Genomic DNA, 513 nt, shown 5'->3' with positions numbered 1-513 from the left:
TGGGTACGCTAGTCAGGCCGCTATCAACTTACGATAGAGAGCATATGCGCATTTGCCGACCTAGGGATTTAACCTATGGCGATGCTCAAAAAGTAATAAATTACGCAGTCGGCCGACTTGGTACCGACTACGATATTCGCCAAATCTTCGATTTACTACGCTTTCTGTTTCCCTGGCTAGTGATGCCACGAAAATGGCGCTCGAGCCTATTCACCTCACATGTAGGCACCACAACGAAGACAGTCTGCTCAACAATGATCGCAGAGGCTTTTGCTTCAATTCAGTATCCGATTCTTCCCTTGGTCAAGCGCAGCGAGCAACATGAAGTAAAAATCTATCGACGCAACCCCAAACTGTGCACCCCCAGTGATTTCGATTACTCCCCCTATTTCGACATCATCAAATACCCTTTTATGAATTTTGCCCAATCACAACCTCATTACCGCCTATTGCCCTGGGATACGGACAATATTCACTCAGAACACAAACCACACCGCTAAGTGCTGGAGTTCC

Annotated in this window: 1 pseudogene; it reads left to right on the top strand. The window is 47.0% G+C overall.

What is annotated here, in order from left to right:
• A pseudogene (locus A3761_RS05270) lies at positions 1-500 on the top strand (hypothetical protein); the annotation flags it as partial.
• Between the last annotated feature and the right edge of the window lie 13 nt (positions 501-513).

It is taken from the genome of Oleiphilus sp. HI0123 (assembly GCF_001635315.1).
This window is presented reverse-complemented; position numbering and strand designations above follow the sequence as displayed.